Here is a 16,960-nt window from a genome sequence, read left to right on the forward strand (position 1 = left end):
GGCGAACTCGGCGGCGCTGTAGGCGGAGACGATGGCGTTGATCTGCGCCGCGCCGGCCAGCGGCGCGCTCAGCAGCAGGCACGCGGCCAAGGCCAGGCGCCTGCTCAGGGAAAGGGCGCGCGTCAGGAAGGACGCAGGCCGTGGAAGGGACTCGCTCATGTCGTATTCGCTCCGCCGCACTCACCCGCGCGACTCAGGCCGCAAGAGGCAGGCGGAGGAACGGCGACGCATGAGCCGCGACAAAGGACGCGGACCACCCGCCGGACAACGCCCTCCGCGATGCCGTGGACTGCGACAGGCCGGTCTCCGGGCTTACGAGCGGCGATCCGACTGCTGGATCGCCGGCCAGCGCACCTTCCCATGCCGAGGCACAGTGGTTGCAAAAGCGCTGGTTTGACTCGTCTACCGTTGCGGGGGCAGCGTCGGAGTTGTCGGCCTACCTGGGCCGAACGCACCGACTTCCCTGTTTCACCCCTCGGACGCGCGGCGTCGGGGGCACCTGTTGCAAGGCGCGCAGGGTAGAGACAGGCCGGCGGGGCGTCAATGCATGGGTGCGCCCGATGCCTCCCACAACGGAAGCTAAGCTTCTACCTCCCCTTACTCGTCAGGAACGTTGCGATGAATTATCGAGGCAGTTGCCACTGCGGCCGCATAGCGTTCGAGGTGGAAGGTGAAATCGACAAGGCGATGGCCTGCAATTGCTCGATTTGCCAGCGCAAGGGTTCGCTGATGTGGTTCGTCCCCCGGGACAAACTGTACTTGCTGACCCCGGACCAGGACGCCGCCACCTACAGCTTCAACAAGCACGTGATCCAGCACCGCTTCTGCCCGCGCTGCGGCATCCACCCTTACGGCGAAGGCCGCGACCCCAAGGGCAATGCCGTGGCGGCCATCAATATCCGTTGTCTGGAGGGCATCGACCTGGAGCGCATCCCTGTCGAACGGTTCGACGGGCGGGCGCTTTAGATCGCCATTGGCGCCCTGCACAAGCAAAAAGCCAGGCCGCAAGGGCCTGGCTTTCGACTTGGTGGACCGAAGGAGGATCGAACTCCCGACCTCCGCATTGCGAACGCGGCGCTCTCCCAGCTGAGCTATCGGCCCGTCATGGGATTGAATCTAGCGCCCTGCCGCGCCCCCGACAACTGCCGCCGCGTATTCACCGACGCCGCTCATAGATCATCGGGCAGGGCCGCGGTCCAGATGCGCTTGAGCGGCAGCTCGGACTTGATCGCCTCGTCCAGCTTGTCGTAGTGCAGGAACAGCTGCTCCAGTAGGTCGTCCTGGTTCCACAGGCGCAGGCGGAAGAAGCTGGAGGCCAACTCCTTCTGCACGTTGCTGCGATAACCGCCCCAGGCGACGAACAGGCCCTGGTCGGCGTTGAACTTGCTCATGGCGCCAAGCAACTTGTCCACCGTCGGCCGGTCGATCAGGCCGGTGCCGGACTTCACCTCCACGCAGAGGTTCTGCCCGCCGAAGCCCATCAGGCCGTTGCTGGCCAGGATATCCACGCCGCCGTCGGCGCCTTCCGGGCTCTGCCACACGCTGAAGCCCTGGGCATGCAGGATGGCGGCCACCAGGGTGGTCAGGCGGTGGCCTTTGAAGCGTCGCTCGATCAGGCGGACGATATGGTCCTTACCGGTGCGCTCCAGGTCGGTTTCCGCCTGCTCCAGCGCCACCTCGTCAGAGGCCGTGGCCTCGTCCTTGACCAGTTGCTGCAAGGATTCCGGCTGCCAGCCGTTGGCCGCCATGGCCTTGAGCCGGCCCTCGGCGTTATTGCGCTGGATGCGGCAGATGGTCATAAAGGCGCCGAAGCTGTAGAGCAGGTCCTGGGCGAAGTGCGAACGCGGAATGGCCTCGCCGATCCACTTGACCGCGCGCCAATGGAAGAAGGGATCGGGGCCCTCGGCGGTGAACCGGTAGTCGCCGACTATCTCGCCGATATAGATCACCGGCTGGGTCTTCAGCGGCAGCACCAGCCAGTCGCCGACCTGCATGCGCTGGGCGAAGGGCCAGACCTGGCTGCTCCAGTTCTGCAGGGTCTTGGCCTTGGCCTCCGGGTAGCGCTCGGCCAGGGCCGCCTGCACCTGCTCGCGCTGCTGCAAACTCGCCAGGTTCACATCCAGGCCATCCCAGGTCACATAAACGCGGCGCTCGCCGATAAACCTGTCCTCGAACTCCCCGGCGGAACCCGCTCGCACCAACCACACGGCCATGGCCTTACTCCCTTAATGCGTTAATCGGCCCGTTACGGGCACCTCGATCAGTTCGCCGCAGCCGCCTTGCGCCCGCGCCGCGCCTTGGGCTGCGCCGCCCGCTGGGCGCGGATGCGTTCCAGCAGCACGCTGGCCGGCTCGTCGTTAGGGTCCTGCGGCACCAGCTCGCCACGGAAGGCCTTGGCCAGCAGGCTTTGGGTCAGCAGGTCGATACGCGCCTGGGCGGTCTGGACCTTGCTTTCCAACTGATCGGCGAAGGCGAAGAGTTGTTCGACGCGGCGGACTATTTCGGTTTGTTCGTCAAGTGGAGGCAAGCTAATACCGATCTCGCGAACTTTGTTCAGGTTAAGGTTGGGTTGAGCACCACCAGCTGCTTGCTTACGAATCTCCTCATAGTTCTCCTGCAAGCGAATTTTTACAAACTCCCTTTTAGCAAGACCCTCATTAACCGTAATCGCCGCGCATGCCTGATTGCAGCTTGCAGTGATTTTAAGCTCTGTAACCTGACCTCTGGTTTTTCCTTCGCCATACATCGCCATGAGCAATGTACCAGGCGGAAAAAGTTTAAGCAGACAGTCTTTTACCGCCAATTCAGTCACATACTGATCTGCTTCCGAACAAAATTCCGACCCAGTAACCGCACTGGTAAGCCAAGGGATATTACCCCCATCCCAATACTCTGCCAATTTCCGCCCTGGAGTTTTCCCCGTAGCTACAGAACATACTTCACCAAGGCTGACCTCACGCCATCCAAAGCCTGATGTATCACTATTACCAATCCGTAGATTGGCTTGAGCCTGCGAGCCCCAAATTTCGGCATCGTGATCGGGCGTTGTTGCCGAATTCTGTGCCCGCCATTGCTCCGTCAGACGCCCGGAAACGGCGGCGGCCAGCACGGATTGGCGAAAGCGTTTAAGCAACGCAGGGATGGCGTCGATACGGGCTTTTAGGGTATCGACCTGGGCCAGCAGCTTATCGAGCTTTTGGGCGATGCGGGTTTGCTCGGCTGAAGGAGGGAGCAAGACAACAACCTCCTCTACATCCCCCTTTCTGATCGATGGCACGGTTGTTGAGCGAGAGAGGCTCGAAAAATCTTGTGCTTTCAAAAAATAATAAATAAAACGATCATCAACTCCTGGCTCACCCTTGTAGCCCATCACATTGTTATCCGCCAACCCAGCACGAACAACATACCCCCTTCTGTTCAACTTAAGGGCTTCGCCGATCTTTGCGAACAAGGTCGACCCATGAGGAAAAACAAATCCTTTGAGACTTTCAGCAGTACGCTTAGTCACATAATTTGCAGCAACTTGTAAATTGCCATTCCGTTGCAACACCCCACGCGAAACATCCCCAACCTTGTATACGGGATAATCGCCACTTGTGAGACCTTGCTCTTGGTTAGGAAATCCGATGCCACTCTGAACAATGCCAATTTCCCCTAAAGAAGCTATTCGCCACCCACTCGGCAGCTCACTCATCCCCCTGAGCCTCCACCATCTCCAGCCCCAGCATCTGCGCCAGCAACTGCTTCTGTGCCACCAGCTCATCCCCCGCGCCCAGGGCCTTCATCAGTTCGTCCAGCTCGTGCAGGGCCTCGGTCAGTTCGGCCATGGCCTCGCCGGCCAGCACCTCGGGGGCCAGCAGCTCGCTGGCGTCCAGGCTGCTGGCGTCCTTCAGCCAGCTGATATCCAGGGAGTCGCCGCGTTCGCGGATCTGCTCGCGGCTGAAGCAGCGGAAACGGCTCAACTCGCCGATGCCCTCGACGCTCTCGGCGCGCGGGCCGTTGCCGTTGGGGTCGTCGCCGTAGGCGTCCTGGAAGGCCTTGAGCTGGGCGGCGCCGAAGGGGGTGCGCTTGCCGAAGCTGGGCATATTGCTGCGTAGGTCGTAGACCCAGGTGCGCTGAGTGCAGCCTCGGTCCTGATGCGGGTCGGTGGGGCTGCCCTTCTGGAAGAACAGCACGTTGGTCTTCACCCCCTGGGCGTAGAAGATGCCGGTGGGCAGGCGCAGGAGGGTGTGCAGGTTGCACTTGTCCAGCAGGTCGCGGCGGATGTCGCTGCCCACCCCGGCCTCGAACAGCACGTTGTCCGGCAGCACCACGGCGGCGCGGCCGCCGGGCTTGAGGCCGCGGTAGATGTGCTGGAGGAAGGCCAGTTGCTTGTTGGCGGTGGGCCAGTTCAGGTCGTCGCGGCTCGGCAGGCCGCCGCCCTTGGCGGTGCCGAAGGGCGGGTTGCTGAGGATCAGGTCGGCCGCCGGCAGGTCTTGGCCGTCCTTCGACAGGGCATCGCCGAAGCGCACGCCGGTTTCGCCGTCGGACTGCAGGTTGTGCAGCATCAGGTTCATCAGCGCCAGGCGGTGGGTATCCAGCACCAGCTCGATGCCGTGGAACTGGCGGCGGTAGCGCTGGAACTCCTCGACGCTCAGGCCGCTCAGGTCGGCATGCTCGGCCAGGTAGTGGTTGGCGGCGATGAGGAAGCCGCCGGTGCCGGCGGCCGGGTCCTGGATGGTCTCGAACAGGCGCGGCTTGACGCAGGCGACGATGCAGTCGATCAGCGGCCGTGGGGTGAAGTACTGGCCGGCGCCGGACTTGGTCTCGCCGGCGTTCTTCTCCAGCAGGCCCTCGTAGAGGTCGCCCAGGCCCTCCTTGCGGGCGGAGTACCAGTCCAGTTCGTCGATGGCCTTGACCAGGCTGGTGAGGGTGGCCGGCTTGCGGATAAAGGAGCCGGCACTGGCGAAGATCTGCCGGGTGATGGCGCTGCCCTGGCTGTCCTTGCTGCCGAGGTGGATCAGCAGGGCGCGGTAGAAGTCCAGGTCGGCGCGGGCGGCGGCGGCCTCCAGGTCGTCCCAGCGGTAGCCGTCCGGCAAGTCGCCTTCGCGGCCGGTTTCCTTGGCCATCTTGAGGAACAGCAGGTAGGTCAGCTCGGTGACGTACTGGTGGTAGGTGACGCCGTCGCTGCGCAGCACATGGCAGAGGTTCCAGAGTTTCTGGACGATATCGTGGGTGACTTGGCTCATGGGGCTCTCTACAACTGGGCGGGGCAATAAAGGAACGCGGGCGCGCCCGGACTGGCGCGCCTTATATCACTGTCAGGCGGGCTGTGCCCACACCGCCTCATTCAGCTCGGCCAGCAGTTCCTGCAGCTGGCCGTCGAAGAACCGGTCGATGCGGCGAAAGCCGCCCTCCTCGGCCAGCGGCCCGCTGTCGAGCACTTCGCGGTCGAGCACCACGTTGCGTTTGAGCTGCTTGCCGAGCTTGTCCAGCCATTGCTTCTGCAGGGCGCTGAACTCCGGGTGGCGCTGGCGGATGCGCTCGAGCGCCTGGTCGACCCGGTGCTCGAAGGGCACCAGGGGGTCGCCCAGGGCCGCCTGGCGGATGAAGCCGATGATGCCGGCGGCGATGGACTGGTTGCTGCGCCGCGCCCAGGCGGTACCCAGGGAACGTTCGTCGAAACCGGCCAGGTCGAGGGTCACCGCCAGCTTCTTCAGGTCGGCGCGGGTCAGCTCGCGCGGGCGCTGCAGCACGGCGAGCAGGGCGGGAATCTGGTTGCCGTGCTCCTTGAGGTAGCTGGCGAAACGCTCCAGGTAGTCGCCGGCCTCGCCGAAGAAGGGCGCGACATCCACCACCCGATCCGGGTGCTGGGAGATGGGGATGGCGTCGCGGCTCTTGCCCGACCTGGCGTCGAGCATTTCGCCCAGCCAGGGGTTGTCGCAGAACCACTGGGCGATCTGCGCCAGCGGGGTCTGCTTGAGGAAGGTGCCGAACTGCTCGGGGGTCATGCCGGCACCTTCGCGCAACAGGCCCTGCTGGCGTTCGTCCAGGTGGCGGGCCTTGCGCTGGAACTTGGCGAGGAACTGCTCGCGGATCAATGCCTGGGCCTCTTCGCCCTGCTGCTGGCGCATTTCCTCGCCGAGCTGGCTGAAGCTGATGCTGGGATTGACCACCACCGGGCGCATGCTGGTGTTCTGCAGCATGTCGCTGTAGGTGCCGACGGCGTCGAACACCCGGAACTCTTCCTTGCCGATCGCCTCGCAGCGACGGGTGGCGCGGCCGAGCATCTGCTCGAAGAGAATCCGGCTGTTGACCTTGCGCAGGAACACCAGGTTGCAGATTGCCGGCACGTCGATGCCGGTGGTCAGCAGGTCGACGGTCACCGCGATGGCCGGCAGCCGCTCGTTGCGGTAGTTGCGGATCTGCTGCAGGGGTTTGTCCGACTGGCCGGTGATCTTGCGGATATGGTCGTCGCCGACCTCGCCGGGATAACGCTGGGCCATGGCCTGTTTCAGGCGGTCCACCACCAGGTCGGCGTGCTCGTCGGTGACGCAGAAGATCAGGGTCTTGTCCGGGCCGAAGGGGTTGATGTGCTTGACCAGCTCGGCGCAGACCGCCTCGTTGAACGGCGCGGTGATGACCTTCTTGTTGAACTCGGCGACCTCGAAGGACAACTCGTCGGGGGCGTCGAACAGCTCGATTTCGCGGGTATCCGGGCGGTAGGCCGAGACCTTTTCCCCGGCCCGCCAGTGAATGCCGGCTTCCGACAGCTCGGTCTTGATCAGCAGCGGCGGGTCGTAGTCGACCAGCACGCCGTCCAGCACCGCCTCGCGGTAGCTGTAGAAGTACACCGGATGGCCGAAGATTTCCGAGGTGTGCAGGGCCGGGGTGGCGGTCATGCCGATGCGCACGGCGTCGAAGTGCTCGACCACCTTGCGGTACTTGGAGATGTAGTCCTGCTGGTCGCGGAAGCTGAATTCGGTATCCGACAGTTCGCGGTCGAGCAGGTAGCCGCGGTGGCATTCGTCGATGATCACGCAGTCGTAGGCGTCCACCGGCGGCACCTGGTCCGGCTCGTTGCCGAGAATACGCGCCACCATGCCCTGCACCGTGGCGATATGCACGCAGGTGTCCGGCTCGGCCGTGGCCTCGTCGATTTCCTTGATGCCGAAGGCGTCGGCGAAGGTCAGCAGGCTGTCGACGCGGGTGTCCTTGAAGCTGTTGGCGGCCTGCTCGCCGAGGGCGGCGCGGTCGACCAGGAACAGCACGCGGCGGAAGCGGCGGGTCTTGAGCAGGCGGTAGATCAGGGCGATGCAGGTCTTGGTCTTGCCGGTGCCGGTGGCCATGGCCAGCAGGCAGTAGCGCTTACCCTGACGCAGGTTCTCCTCTACCGCCTCGATGGCCTTGCGCTGGTAGCTGCGCAGATCGAAGCCGAAGTCGAAGGGCATCTGCTGCAGCTCGGTCTCGGCCCTGGGGATGTCCTGTTTGAGCAACTCGCGCAAACCTTCCGGGCTGTACCAGCCGTCCAGGGCACGGCGCAGGTTGCTCGCCAGGCGCAGGTCGCAGAACCAGATGCCGGAGAGGTGTTCGAGCTGCTTGAGGTAAGGCCGGCCGTTGCTGGCGAAGACGAAGGGCGCCTGGAACTCGCCCCAGGGCCCGCCGGGCAACGTGCAGTCTCTGGCGGTCGCGCCGCGGGCGTAGCGCTTGGCCTGGTCGATATCGCCGGACACATTGCGGCTTTCGCGCTTGGCCTCCACCAGGGCCAACAGCTCCAGGCCATGGAACAGCGCATAGTCGGCCGGGCCATTGGCGGTGGGCCACTCGGCGATGGCCTGGTAACAACCGGCTGCGGGGCGCGCGCCCTTGCTGTATCGCAGGTTGACGCTATCGACCTCCCAACCGGCTGCGGCCAGTTGGGCGTCGATCAGCACGCGGGTGGCGGACTCGTCCATCTCGACCTGCGCGGCTGCCTTGAAGGCACGCTGCATATGGGGCATGGCAAAGCCGACGTCGGCGACTCCCTGTGCCTGGAGTTCGGCCAGCTTGGCCTGCAGTTGCTGCTTGCTGGCTTCCTCCTCGGAGGCCAGCAACGCCCAGAGCTGGGCCTCTTCTTCCAGAGCCTGGGCGCGCAGACTCGCCGCGCAAGCCTCGGACTGAGCCGCCGCGAGCTGGGCCTCGAACTGCGCCCTGTGCTCGCGCAAGGTGGCCAGCTCCCGCTGAACCTCCTCGGGGATGACTACCGGGACTTCAGGAATGACGAAAGCCCCCGCGTTAAGGTCCTCGCGACCGAACGTGCGCTGGAACCAGACGCCAAGCTGCGCGGCGAACTTGAGCGCCTGCAGTGCCAGACGCAGGTCATCGGCGAACTGGTGGTTGGCCTGGTTGCCGAGCTTGCGCACCACATGGAACAGATCGAGCACGGCACGCGGCACACCCAGGCGGCCGAGTTGTTGAATCAACTGCAGCTGGGTCTGCTCGGCTTCCACCTTGTAGCGGCCAAAGCGCGCAGCCGTTTCCTGGGCCAGCAGCTCACCGAACTGGCGTGACTTGAGCAAGCTGGTATTGGGGTCGTCCTTGAAATACTGCTCGGCCCGCGAGCCGAGTTTGGCCAGTTCGGGACTGAGGGCAACGAGGTGGGAGAAGTTGGACTGGCGATCCGTCATAACGTCCGTCCTTAACTGGCTACGGCTCCGAAACAGAACCCGTACCATAACCTAGACGCGAACTTTTTTAGAGCCTCAGACAGGGCAGAATGCCAGCGCTTCTGCAAACGAGCCCATTGCTATCAGTCTGAATACGGACTATATCTGGCCCAGACGACACAGTAGACCGCCTCAGGCTCTTGAAGGACCCCTTTCCGCCCCAGGACTGGGCTCCTTTCACCACCAGGAGACAGCCATGAAAGTCCAAACCATCAGTTACCTGAAGCAGCATGCCGCTTCGCTGGACCTGAGCGAGCCTATGGTGATCACCCAGAATGGCGTGCCGACCTACGTGGTCGAGTCTTACGCCGAGCGCAAACGCCGGGATGAAGCCCTAGCACTGATCAAGCTGCTGTCCTTCGCCGAGCGCGATAAGGCCGAAGGCCGCTTGATGTCGGGTGACACCCTGCTGGAACGCTTGAAACAGCGCAGCCCCGCGGCAGAGGGATCGGCAGGAGCCATTCTCGATGAGCAAGACGATTAAGGTCGCCTACGCGACCACCGCCGAAGAAAGCCTGGTTTCACAGATCCATCATTTGACGCCCTACCATGGCGTACAACGCGCACAGACTAAACTGGTCGAGCTGATCAAAACCTTGGAGCAGCGCCTCAAGACCCACCCCCTGGCCGCACCCGTGTGTCAGCAGGCCGCCTTGCTGGGCATCACTCACTACCGCGAACTGAATCTGGATGAGTACCGCATCCTCTATCAGTATGACGAGGCGGCGGGGTTGGTGATGGTCGCGCTCATTCTGCGGCAGCGCCAAAGCATCGAAGAACAGCTCATCAATTACTGCTTGTTGCGCTGACGAAAGCGGCCTTTGCCGCTCGGCCGACCTCAGTGCCGGGGCATGAACCCGTCAGGCTTGCCCGCCAGCCAGGCGACGAAGACGCGCAATCGCTCGTCGCCCAGCAGCGCCTCGCGGCTGTTGTAGGTCAGGGCCAGTTCCTTCTCGCCGAACAGCCGGTGGATCTGGTTGTGGCAGGCCCGGCAGACCCAGAGGGTGGCGGTGATGCGCTCGCTCCTGGCGTAGCGCTTCTGCACGTAGGGCTTGCTGTGCAGGGCCTTGGGAATCAGGTGGTGGCGGGTCAGCGGCGTAGCGCGGGCACAGAGCTCGCAGGCCTCGGGCTGGGGTGGCAGGCGGATCGGCTCGGCCATGGGGCAGTCTGCTCGAGTCGACTCAGCGCTTGCGGCACAGGCTCAGGCCGTCGCCCAATGGCAGCAGCGACAGGTCGATGCGTTCGTCGTCGCGCAGCGCCAGGTTGAGCGCCTGGATGGCGCGGGTGTCGGCGCTGTCCGGGCTGCGTTCCAGCACCCGGCCGCTCCACAGGGTGTTGTCGAACAGGATCAAACCGCCCTGACGCAGCAACCTCAGGGCCTGCTCGAAATAGGCCGGGTAGTTGGCCTTGTCGGCGTCGATGAAGATCAGGTCGATGCTGCCCGCCAGGCCCTCGCCCTCCAGCGCGGCGAGGGTCTCCAGGGCCGGTGCCAGGCGCTGCTCGATGCGCCCGGCCAGACCCGCCTCGCGCCAGTAGCGCTCGGCCACGGCGTTGTAGTCGCCGGGGATGTCGCAGCAGATCAGCCGGCCGTCGTCCGGCAGCGCCGCCGCCATGCACAGGGCGCTGTAGCCGGTGAAGGTGCCGACCTCCACCAGCCGCTTGGCACCGATCAGCTTGACCAGCAGGGCCATGAACTGGCCCTGCTCCGGGGCGATCTGCCACTGGGCATTGGCCAGCCGGGCGGTCTCGGCGCGCAGGCGCGCCTGCAGCGGCGTCTCGCGCAGGGACACATCCAGCAGGTAACGGTAGAGGTCGTCGTCGAGGTTGAGGGTGCGGTTGGTCATGGTCGGGCCCCTTCGCGAATCAGGGATTACGCGCCAGTTCGGCGCTGAACACGCGCTTGGCATCGAGGTAGGTGCGCTGCCAGTAGCTGTTGCTCAGGCTGTCCAGGCGCACGGTGCCGCCGCTGGACGGCGCGTGGACGAAGCGCCCCTCGCCGACATAGATGCCGGCATGGCTGACCTGGCGCCCGCCATTGGTGGCGAAGAACACCAGGTCGCCGCTTTGCAGGGCCTCGCGACTGGCGATGGTCGGCGCGCGCAGGGCACTCAGCTCGCGGGTGGAACGGGGCAGGCGGATGCCGGCGGCGTCGCGGTAGACGTAGCCGATCAGGCCGCTGCAGTCGAAGCCGCCGTCCGGGGTGTTGCCGCCATAGCGGTAGGGCGTGCCGACCAGGCCGAGGGCACGGAACAGCACGTCGTCGGAGCTGCCGTGGGGGCTGCCGGTCGGTATCTGGATACTGCTGGGTGCGGGCGCATGGCCGGCGCAGGCAGCGAGCAACGCGATGAGGAGCAACAGGGCGACGCGGAGCGTGGCGGGCATGTGCGAGGCAATCCTAGGCCTGGTTGCGCCCTACTCTGCCGTCTCGAGGCTTACCGCGCAACCTCGAGGCCGCGCGGGTGCTTCAGGGGTGGCGCTCCAGCGTCTCGCTCGGCGCCATGGCCAGAACGCGCTTGGCCTCGAGGAAACTGCGTTTCCAGTAGCGGTCGTCGAGGCTGTCGACCCGCACCCCGCCGCTGCGGCGGCTGGCGGAATGGATGAACTGGTCATCGCCCAGGTAGATGCCGGCGTGGCTGACGCGACCGCGACCATTGGTGCTGAAGAACACCAGGTCGCCCGGCTCCAGCTCGTCGCGCTCGACCAGCGGCGCGTCGATATTGATCATCTCGCGGGTGGAGCGCGGCAGCTGCAGGCCGGCCTCCTCCTTGAACAGGTAGCCGATGAAACCGCTGCAGTCGAAGCCCGACTTCACCGAGCTGCCGCCGTAGCGGTAGCGGGTGCCGACCAGCGACAGGCCATGGGACAGGATGCTGTCGGCCAGCTGGGGCAGCTCGTAGGGCTGGTCATCGGTGAGCTCGGCGAGCTCCTGCTCCGTCGGTTCGGCATGGGGCGCCCTGGAGGCGAAGGTCGACGACTGGCTGAGTGGGCCGAACACTGCGGATTGCGTCTGCGGAGCCTGGCCGGCGCAGGCGGCGAGCAATAGAACCAGTGCGAGGGGCACGAGGGGTGCGAAGCGTTTGCGCATGGGCACGACCGTGTCGGGAATTCTGATAGGGCCGCGACTATGCCTTCAATAGGGTCTATTTGCAAATTCTATGGGCGCGCACTGTGACCCAGTAGCGCCTGCAGCACATCTAAGGCCCGCCCCTGCAGATGGACGTCGACCAGATCGCTCAGTTCGGTGCGCCCCGGGTTGATCTCCACCGTCAGGCCACCGGCCTGGCGGGTGCGCAGCACCGGCTCGATGATGTAGGGGAAGCTGGCGCTGGTACCGACGCTCAGCACCAGCTCGAAGCCCTTGGCCAGCTCGGCGTAGAGGCAGTCGATGGCCGCCTCCGGGAGCATTTCCTCGAACAGCACCACCGGCGGGCGCAGGATGCCGCCACAGTGCCGGCAGCGCGGCGGCAGAGGCCGGCTCAGGTGCTCGGCCAGTTCGGCATCCTCGGCCGCGCAGGACTGGCAATACAGCGGCGCCAGTTCGCCATGGATCTCGATCAGCCGCTCGACCGGGCTGCCGGCAGCCCGGTGGTAACCGTCGATGTTCTGGGTCAGCAGCCAGCACTGGGGCTTGCGCCGCTGCAGTGCGGCGAGGGCGAAGTGACCGGCATTGGCCCGGGCGCCGAGGCAGGCCTTGCCCAGCTCGGCCAGGTATTTCCAGCACAGCGCCGGGTCGCGCCGCAACATGGGCCCGGACAGCGCCGCCTCGATCGGCAGGCCCTCGTCCGTGTGGCCGTTGTACAGGCCGCCGAGGCCGCGATAGGTGGGCAGCCCGGAGTCGGCGGAGAGCCCGGCGCCGGTGATCACCAGGATGCGCTCGGCCCGGGCGATGGCCGTGGCGACACGCTCGAGCTGCTGTCTCATCTCAGGCGTCCACCCTCTCAGTGGTTGACGGTATGGGCCAGCATCACCGACAGCTGGCACAGCGGCCGGCCGCTCTGGGCCTGCCACTGGTTGAACGCGGCCTGCACCGCGGCCAGGTCCTTCAGGCTGGTGGGTGCCTTGTCGACTATGCCCTGGGCCTTGAGCGCCGCGACCATGTCGTTGGTGGGGATGAAGGTGTCCTTGCCGACCATGCGCAGCAGGCGCGGCGCCGACAAGCCGCCCAACTGACAACCGTGCTTGGCCAGGTACTTCCACAGGCCGACGATGTCGGTCACCGGCCAGTCGGCGATCAGGGCGCCGAAGCTGCCCTTCTCCCGCCGCACGTCCAGCACGAACTGGGCATTGCGCGGCACGCTCTTGAGCTTGCCCAGGTGGCGGATCAGCCGCGCATCCTGCATCAGGCGCTCCAGCCGCTCGCCGCCCAGCAGCACCACCTTCTCCGGGTCGAAGCCGAAGAACACCTCCTCGAAGGCCGGCCATTTGGCGTCCACCAGGCTGTGCTTGAGGCCGGCGCGGAAGATGCGCAGGCTGATCAGCGACAGGTAGCGGTCGTCGCTCAGCGCCCGCAGCTGGTCCGCGCCGGCCGGCTGCGGCAGCATCGCCTCCAGTGCCGCCGCCGAGCCGAAACGGTTCAGGCAGTATTCATTCAGCCATTGATAGTCGCGCATGGGCTGTCCTTGCAGTCGTCCGGGACCGTCAGAGGTTCATCACGTCGAGGAAGCGTGGAGCGGCGCTGTCGTCGATCTTCAGGCTGGCGAAGTCGAACAGGTTGCGGTCGGCCAGCTGCGAGGGCACTACGTTCTGCAGGGCACGGAACATGATCTCGGTGCGCCCCGGGGTCTTGCGCTCCCACTCCTGAAGCATCTCCTTGACCACCTTGCGCTGCAGGTTCTCCTGGGAGCCGCACAGGTTGCAGGGGATGATCGGGAATTCCTTGAGCTTGGCGTAGGCCTCGATGTCGGCCTCGTTGCAGTAGGCCAGCGGGCGGATCACCACGTTGCGCCCGTCGTCGGCGCGCAGCTTCGGCGGCATGGCCTTGAGGGTGCCGCCATGGAACATGTTGAGGAAGAAGGTCTCGAGGATGTCGTCGCGATGGTGCCCCAGGGCCATCTTGGTCGCGCCGATCTCGTCGGCGAAGGTGTACAGGGTGCCGCGGCGCAGGCGCGAACACAGCGAGCAGGTGGTCTTGCCCTCGGGGATCTTCTCCTTGACCACCGAGTAGGTGTCCTTCTCGACGATGTGGTAGGGCACGCCGATGGACTCCAGATAGGCCGGCAGCACGTGCTCGGGGAAGCCCGGCTGCTTCTGGTCCATGTTCACCGCCACCAGTTCGAACCTGATCGGCGCGACCTTCTGCAGGTACAGCAGCACGTCGAGCATGGTGTAGCTGTCCTTGCCGCCAGACAGGCAGACCATGACCTTGTCGCCGTCCTCGATCATGTTGAAGTCGGCGATGGCCTCGCCGGCCTGGCGGCGCAGGCGTTTTTGCAGTTTGTTCTGGTTGACCGAGAGGGTGCCCATGGTGCGCTGGAATCCGGATAGAAGTGCTAGAGCGCGACATTTTACGCAGAAAGGGCCGGGCGCCCCACCCCATTGGCGTCGAAGTGTTAGGCTGAAACCATGAACGACGAACTCGACCCCGACCTAGAACTGGCCGACCAGGTCCTGCAGTTGCTGCATGCGGCGCCAGCCGGAGTCAGCGAATACGAGCTGATCCAGCAGCTGAAAAGCGGCCACTCGACGCACATCCCCAACCTCCCCCTGCTCGACAAGCTGGTGCTGTTTCGCACCCACTTCCTGGTATTCAACGCCCTCTATCGGCTGCGCGAGCGCCTGTGGCAGGAGCAGCGCGCGCACCTGGCGATCAGCCCGCTGTGCGTCCAGCTGCAGCCCTACCGCTGCGGCGGCGCGGCCCTCGCCGAGCACGACCCGCTGCGCGACTACTACCTGGACCTGGGCAACCTGCGCGACACCGACGAGGACGACGTGGAGAAGCTGCTCGCCAGCTTCTGGACGCGCATGCAGGGCGGCGAGGAAAAGCAGGCGGCCCTGGAGCTGTTCGAGCTGCACGACAGCCGCCAGGCCCTCAGCCTCGCCACCATCAAGCACCGCTACCGCCAGCTGGTGAGCCAGCACCACCCCGACCGCGGCGGCAGCACCGAGCGCCTGCAGTCGATCAACAAGGCGATGGAAATACTAGAGCGCTATTACGGCTGATCCTGAGAGATCAATTTGCTCTAAACCCTCACCCCGCGCGACGCCCAGCCCTTGCCTATACTGCGACATACGGTCGCATAGGTTCGGCCTGGCACCCGGTGGCGCTGTTCACGCGCGCCGGGCGCTCCGCTGGGGGGCGATCGCTATAAAAATAGGAGGTGTTCGGCATGATCCATCATGTTTGGGGGCTCTTCACCCATCCTGACCAAGAATGGCAAGAAATCCGTGGCGAGGAAGAAACCATCAGCCACATGTACCTCACCCACATCCTGATCCTCGCGGCGATTCCCGCGATATCCGCATATATCGGCACCACCCAGGTCGGCTGGTCGATCGGCGACCGCGCGCCGGTCATGTTGACCGAGGCCAGCGCATTGCAGATGACCATCATGTCCTACCTGGCGATGCTCGCCGGCGTCGCGGTAATGGGCGCCTTCATCCACTGGATGGCGCGTACCTACGACGCCAGTCCCAACCTGACCCAATGCGTGGTGTTCGCCGCGTACACCGCCACCCCGTTGTTCGTCGGCGGCCTGGCGGCGCTCTATCCGCACCTGTGGCTGGCCATGACCGTGGGTACGGTGGCCATCTGTTACACCGTCTACCTGCTCTACGTGGGCATACCGACCTTCATGAACATCCCCAAGGACGAGGGCTTCATGTTCTCCAGCTCGGTACTGGCGGTGGGGCTGGTGGTACTGGTGGCGATGATCGCCTGCTCGGTGATCCTCTGGGGCTTCGGCGTCGGTCCGGTCTACACCAGCTGAGGCCTGGCGTGCGGCAAGACGAGACCACCTGCGGGTGGTTTCGTCGTTTCAGGGCTGTGGCGGACACCCCACTTGGGCATAATCGCGGCCTCAGCCGAGAAGCCATCGCCATGCCCGAACGCCTCCACGCCCGTGTCGAAGCCTGCTTTCAGCAGGCCGAAGCCTTCTTCAAGCGCCCCTTCGTCCGCCCCCAGGTGAGCTTCAAGCTGCGCGGGCAGAAGGCCGGGGTGGCGCACCTGACGGAGAACAAGCTGCGCTTCAATCCCCAGCTGTACCGGGACAATCAGGACGACTTCCTCAGGCAGACGGTGGCCCACGAGGTGGCCCACCTGATCGCCCATCAGCTGTTCGGCGCGAATATCCAGCCCCATGGCGAGGAATGGCAGCTGATCATGCGCGGGGTCTACGAGTTGGCGCCGCACCGCTGCCACACCTACGAGGTTGAGCGGCGCCCGGTCAGCCGCTTCATCTACCGCTGCGCCTGCCCCCAGGGCGAGTTCCCCTTCTCCGCCCAGCGCCATCGCCTGGTTGCCAAGGGAAGGCGCTATTACTGCCGGCGCTGCAAGGCGACCCTGAGCTTCACCGGCGAACAGCGCCTGGCGTGAATCGGGCCGCGCGAGGGGAGCGCTGATCCACAACGCCGGAGCGCTGCCGGCCTAGGCGAGCAGGCGCTGATAGACCTGCAGGTCGCCGGCGGAGAAGCAGCAGAAGATCACTTCCTCGATCGTGCTGAGTTCTTTCAAGGTCCCGCGCACGGTGCTCAAGGCCGTCCTGGCCGCCAGTTCCACCGGATAGCCGTAGACCCCCGTGCCGATGCTGGGAAAGGCGAGGCGGCGCACACCATGGGCGGCCGCCAGCTCCAGCGAACGCCGATAACAGGACGCCAGCAGCTCCGGCTCGCCGCGCTCGCCCCCCTTCCAGACCGGACCGACGGTATGGATGACGTACTTGGCCGGCAGGCGATAGCCCGGGGTGATCCTGGCCTCGCCCGCAGGACAGCCACCAAGCAGCCGGCAGGCCTGCAACAGCTCGGGGCCGGCGGCGCGATGAATGGCACCATCCACTCCACCGCCACCGAGCAGGGAACTGTTCGCGGCGTTGACTATGGCATCGAGCTGCAAGGTGGTGATATCCGCGCGCATGGCGCTGAGCTTGGCTGGCATGATCCGCATGACCTCCCGAGTCCTCTCCCCCAAGTTTAGCGAGCCGTGCGCCGCCCGTCCGGCCAAGCGCATGACGGCGGATCGACCGCCGTCGCGCCCTGCCCCACCCGGCCTGACGCCCAGGCGACCCGGCCTTTGGCGCGATTTTGGGAGTGCTATACTTTTTTGGGACTGCAGTCAGTGCGCA

General features: G+C 65.1%; 18 protein-coding genes, 1 tRNA gene and 1 riboswitch. Of the genes, 6 read left to right on the forward strand and 13 right to left on the reverse strand.

Features of this window, described 5'->3' with window-relative positions:
* Positions 1 to 280: 280 nt before the first annotated feature.
* Positions 281 to 518, reverse strand: a riboswitch (cobalamin riboswitch).
* Between the two features lie 100 nt (positions 519 to 618).
* Entirely contained in the window at positions 619 to 966 is a 348-nt protein-coding gene (locus tag I0D00_RS05220; RefSeq protein ID WP_213638680.1) for a GFA family protein, read from the forward strand.
* Positions 967 to 1,025: 59 nt separating this feature from the next.
* On the opposite strand, the gene I0D00_RS05225 is transcribed toward I0D00_RS05220, so the two are convergent.
* The 5 genes from I0D00_RS05225 to hsdR all read right to left on the reverse strand — a co-directional run bounded on the left by I0D00_RS05225 (position 1,026) and on the right by hsdR (position 8,645).
* Positions 1,026 to 1,101 (reverse strand) — tRNA-Ala (locus I0D00_RS05225).
* 68 nt (positions 1,102 to 1,169) lie between these two features.
* Positions 1,170 to 2,213: a restriction endonuclease gene (locus tag I0D00_RS05230; protein WP_213638681.1), complete on the reverse strand. Its 1,044-nt coding sequence runs from the start codon at positions 2,211 to 2,213 to the stop codon at positions 1,170 to 1,172.
* 47 nt (positions 2,214 to 2,260) lie between these two features.
* Positions 2,261 to 3,694, reverse strand: a complete 1,434-nt coding sequence (locus tag I0D00_RS05235; RefSeq protein ID WP_213638682.1) for a restriction endonuclease subunit S — start codon at positions 3,692 to 3,694, stop codon at positions 2,261 to 2,263.
* Positions 3,687 to 5,228, reverse strand: coding sequence for a class I SAM-dependent DNA methyltransferase (locus tag I0D00_RS05240; RefSeq protein ID WP_213638683.1), 1,542 nt, complete (start codon positions 5,226 to 5,228; stop codon positions 3,687 to 3,689). Before I0D00_RS05240 ends, I0D00_RS05235 begins: the two co-directional genes overlap by 8 nt.
* Positions 5,229 to 5,300: 72 nt before the next feature.
* Entirely contained in the window at positions 5,301 to 8,645 is a 3,345-nt protein-coding gene (hsdR, locus tag I0D00_RS05245; RefSeq protein WP_213638684.1) for a type I restriction-modification system endonuclease, read from the reverse strand.
* Positions 8,646 to 8,880: 235 nt separating this feature from the next.
* Between hsdR and I0D00_RS05250 the strand changes: the two genes are divergently transcribed.
* Together I0D00_RS05250 and I0D00_RS05255 are read left to right on the forward strand one after the other, a co-directional pair.
* Positions 8,881 to 9,168, forward strand: coding sequence for a type II toxin-antitoxin system Phd/YefM family antitoxin (locus I0D00_RS05250; protein WP_213638685.1), 288 nt, complete (start codon positions 8,881 to 8,883; stop codon positions 9,166 to 9,168).
* Positions 9,152 to 9,493 (forward strand): type II toxin-antitoxin system RelE/ParE family toxin, encoded by a 342-nt coding sequence (locus I0D00_RS05255; protein ID WP_213638686.1) that lies wholly within the window; start codon positions 9,152 to 9,154, stop codon positions 9,491 to 9,493. The genes I0D00_RS05250 and I0D00_RS05255 overlap by 17 nt, the downstream gene beginning before the upstream one ends.
* A gap of 29 nt (positions 9,494 to 9,522) precedes the next feature.
* On the opposite strand, the gene I0D00_RS05260 is transcribed toward I0D00_RS05255, so the two are convergent.
* From I0D00_RS05260 to ttcA, 7 genes are all read right to left on the reverse strand, one after another.
* On the reverse strand, positions 9,523 to 9,843 hold the full coding sequence (locus I0D00_RS05260; protein ID WP_213638687.1) for a hypothetical protein: 321 nt from the start codon (positions 9,841 to 9,843) through the stop codon (positions 9,523 to 9,525).
* Positions 9,844 to 9,865: 22 nt separating this feature from the next.
* A complete protein-coding gene (locus I0D00_RS05265; protein WP_213638688.1) occupies positions 9,866 to 10,528 on the reverse strand; it encodes an O-methyltransferase in 663 nt (220 codons plus the stop codon).
* A gap of 19 nt (positions 10,529 to 10,547) precedes the next feature.
* Complete coding sequence (locus tag I0D00_RS05270) at positions 10,548 to 11,066, reverse strand: C40 family peptidase (protein WP_213638689.1); 519 nt, start codon at positions 11,064 to 11,066, stop codon at positions 10,548 to 10,550.
* 82 nt (positions 11,067 to 11,148) lie between these two features.
* Entirely contained in the window at positions 11,149 to 11,769 is a 621-nt protein-coding gene (locus I0D00_RS05275) for a C40 family peptidase (protein ID WP_213638690.1), read from the reverse strand.
* Between the two features lie 68 nt (positions 11,770 to 11,837).
* The gene (locus I0D00_RS05280; RefSeq protein WP_213638691.1) at positions 11,838 to 12,605 is read right to left on the reverse strand and encodes an NAD-dependent deacylase; all 768 of its coding nucleotides are present in this window, start codon (positions 12,603 to 12,605) and stop codon (positions 11,838 to 11,840) included.
* A gap of 17 nt (positions 12,606 to 12,622) precedes the next feature.
* The gene (locus I0D00_RS05285) at positions 12,623 to 13,294 is read right to left on the reverse strand and encodes a DNA-3-methyladenine glycosylase I (protein WP_213638692.1); all 672 of its coding nucleotides are present in this window, start codon (positions 13,292 to 13,294) and stop codon (positions 12,623 to 12,625) included.
* A 28-nt stretch (positions 13,295 to 13,322) separates the two neighbouring features.
* Positions 13,323 to 14,147, reverse strand: a complete 825-nt coding sequence (gene ttcA, locus I0D00_RS05290; RefSeq protein WP_213638693.1) for a tRNA 2-thiocytidine(32) synthetase TtcA — start codon at positions 14,145 to 14,147, stop codon at positions 13,323 to 13,325.
* Positions 14,148 to 14,246: 99 nt separating this feature from the next.
* Between ttcA and I0D00_RS05295 the strand changes: the two genes are divergently transcribed.
* The 3 genes from I0D00_RS05295 to I0D00_RS05305 all read left to right on the forward strand — a co-directional run bounded on the left by I0D00_RS05295 (position 14,247) and on the right by I0D00_RS05305 (position 16,215).
* Entirely contained in the window at positions 14,247 to 14,843 is a 597-nt protein-coding gene (locus I0D00_RS05295) for a DNA-J related domain-containing protein (protein WP_213638694.1), read from the forward strand.
* Between the two features lie 167 nt (positions 14,844 to 15,010).
* Positions 15,011 to 15,610 carry a Yip1 family protein gene (locus tag I0D00_RS05300; protein WP_213638695.1) on the forward strand — a complete coding sequence of 200 codons (600 nt, stop codon included), beginning with the start codon at positions 15,011 to 15,013 and terminating at the stop codon, positions 15,608 to 15,610.
* Between the two features lie 56 nt (positions 15,611 to 15,666).
* Entirely contained in the window at positions 15,667 to 16,215 is a 549-nt protein-coding gene (locus tag I0D00_RS05305) for a SprT family zinc-dependent metalloprotease (RefSeq protein WP_338050391.1), read from the forward strand.
* Between the two features lie 51 nt (positions 16,216 to 16,266).
* Here the strand turns inward: I0D00_RS05305 and I0D00_RS05310 are convergent, their stop codons facing one another.
* Positions 16,267 to 16,773 carry an O-acetyl-ADP-ribose deacetylase gene (locus tag I0D00_RS05310; protein WP_213640226.1) on the reverse strand — a complete coding sequence of 169 codons (507 nt, stop codon included), beginning with the start codon at positions 16,771 to 16,773 and terminating at the stop codon, positions 16,267 to 16,269.
* Positions 16,774 to 16,960: the final 187 nt, after the last annotated feature.

The organism is Pseudomonas lalucatii, from assembly GCF_018398425.1.
GTDB lineage: Bacteria > Pseudomonadota > Gammaproteobacteria > Pseudomonadales > Pseudomonadaceae > Aquipseudomonas > Aquipseudomonas lalucatii.

Bases quoted from the DNA above. Each gene is read 5' to 3' on its own strand.
- I0D00_RS05220 (WP_213638680.1), top strand. From the start codon at position 619: ATGAATTATCGAGGCAGTTGCCACTGCGGCCGCATAGCGTTCGAGGTG.
- I0D00_RS05230 (WP_213638681.1), bottom strand. From the start codon at position 2,213: ATGGCCGTGTGGTTGGTGCGAGCGGGTTCCGCCGGGGAGTTCGAGGAC.
- I0D00_RS05235 (WP_213638682.1), bottom strand. From the start codon at position 3,694: ATGAGTGAGCTGCCGAGTGGGTGGCGAATAGCTTCTTTAGGGGAAATT.
- I0D00_RS05240 (WP_213638683.1), bottom strand. From the start codon at position 5,228: ATGAGCCAAGTCACCCACGATATCGTCCAGAAACTCTGGAACCTCTGC.
- hsdR (WP_213638684.1), bottom strand. From the start codon at position 8,645: ATGACGGATCGCCAGTCCAACTTCTCCCACCTCGTTGCCCTCAGTCCC.
- I0D00_RS05250 (WP_213638685.1), top strand. From the start codon at position 8,881: ATGAAAGTCCAAACCATCAGTTACCTGAAGCAGCATGCCGCTTCGCTG.
- I0D00_RS05255 (WP_213638686.1), top strand. From the start codon at position 9,152: ATGAGCAAGACGATTAAGGTCGCCTACGCGACCACCGCCGAAGAAAGC.
- I0D00_RS05260 (WP_213638687.1), bottom strand. From the start codon at position 9,843: ATGGCCGAGCCGATCCGCCTGCCACCCCAGCCCGAGGCCTGCGAGCTC.
- I0D00_RS05265 (WP_213638688.1), bottom strand. From the start codon at position 10,528: ATGACCAACCGCACCCTCAACCTCGACGACGACCTCTACCGTTACCTG.
- I0D00_RS05270 (WP_213638689.1), bottom strand. From the start codon at position 11,066: ATGCCCGCCACGCTCCGCGTCGCCCTGTTGCTCCTCATCGCGTTGCTC.
- I0D00_RS05275 (WP_213638690.1), bottom strand. From the start codon at position 11,769: ATGCGCAAACGCTTCGCACCCCTCGTGCCCCTCGCACTGGTTCTATTG.
- I0D00_RS05280 (WP_213638691.1), bottom strand. From the start codon at position 12,605: ATGAGACAGCAGCTCGAGCGTGTCGCCACGGCCATCGCCCGGGCCGAG.
- I0D00_RS05285 (WP_213638692.1), bottom strand. From the start codon at position 13,294: ATGCGCGACTATCAATGGCTGAATGAATACTGCCTGAACCGTTTCGGC.
- ttcA (WP_213638693.1), bottom strand. From the start codon at position 14,147: ATGGGCACCCTCTCGGTCAACCAGAACAAACTGCAAAAACGCCTGCGC.
- I0D00_RS05295 (WP_213638694.1), top strand. From the start codon at position 14,247: ATGAACGACGAACTCGACCCCGACCTAGAACTGGCCGACCAGGTCCTG.
- I0D00_RS05300 (WP_213638695.1), top strand. From the start codon at position 15,011: ATGATCCATCATGTTTGGGGGCTCTTCACCCATCCTGACCAAGAATGG.
- I0D00_RS05310 (WP_213640226.1), bottom strand. From the start codon at position 16,773: ATGCCAGCCAAGCTCAGCGCCATGCGCGCGGATATCACCACCTTGCAG.